Here is a 502-nt window from a genome sequence, read left to right as displayed (position 1 = left end):
TGCATATACAAATTGAATATCTTTTTCTTTAGCATAATTAAATAAAGCTTGTGTATTACCACCTTGAGATATACCTAACACTAAATAATCTGCATTATCATCTTCTTCTAGAATCTGTCTAAAACTAGTACCAGAGGTTGAATAACCCTCATCGCGTGTGTCAAAGTGCGCATCTATATTAATCACACCTATTGACGACTCAGGATAAACTTTACGAGTAGCTAAATATTGTGCATATGCTATATCATGACCGCCACCAAGTAAAAATGTTTGTTTATGTCGTTTGATAGACTTAGCAGCAAGATCTGCGAATTCGCGCTGTGTATCTATTAGCAACTCATGATTGTGTTCTACATTACCATAATCTATAATCTCTTCACATTGATTCAAATCTGGCAATCCAGCAAAAGCTCGCTTAATGGCATTGGGACCTTCTTTTGCACCTACACGTCCTTTGTTTAATTCTACTCCTTTATCAATTGCATATCCTAATAAGCCCACG

1 protein-coding gene is annotated in these 502 nt (G+C 35.9%); it reads right to left on the bottom strand.

The genetic code is table 11. The features are described from left to right. On the bottom strand, positions 1-502 hold a 502-nt coding region (locus tag IE142_RS40630), incomplete at both ends, for an arginase family protein (protein WP_191889557.1).

It is taken from the genome of Streptomyces mutabilis, from assembly GCF_014649815.1.
GTDB classification, from domain to species: domain Bacteria; phylum Actinomycetota; class Actinomycetes; order Streptomycetales; family Streptomycetaceae; genus Streptomyces; species Streptomyces mutabilis.
The sequence above is the reverse complement of the archived record's forward strand: the minus strand, read 5'-3'. Positions and strand labels throughout refer to the sequence as shown.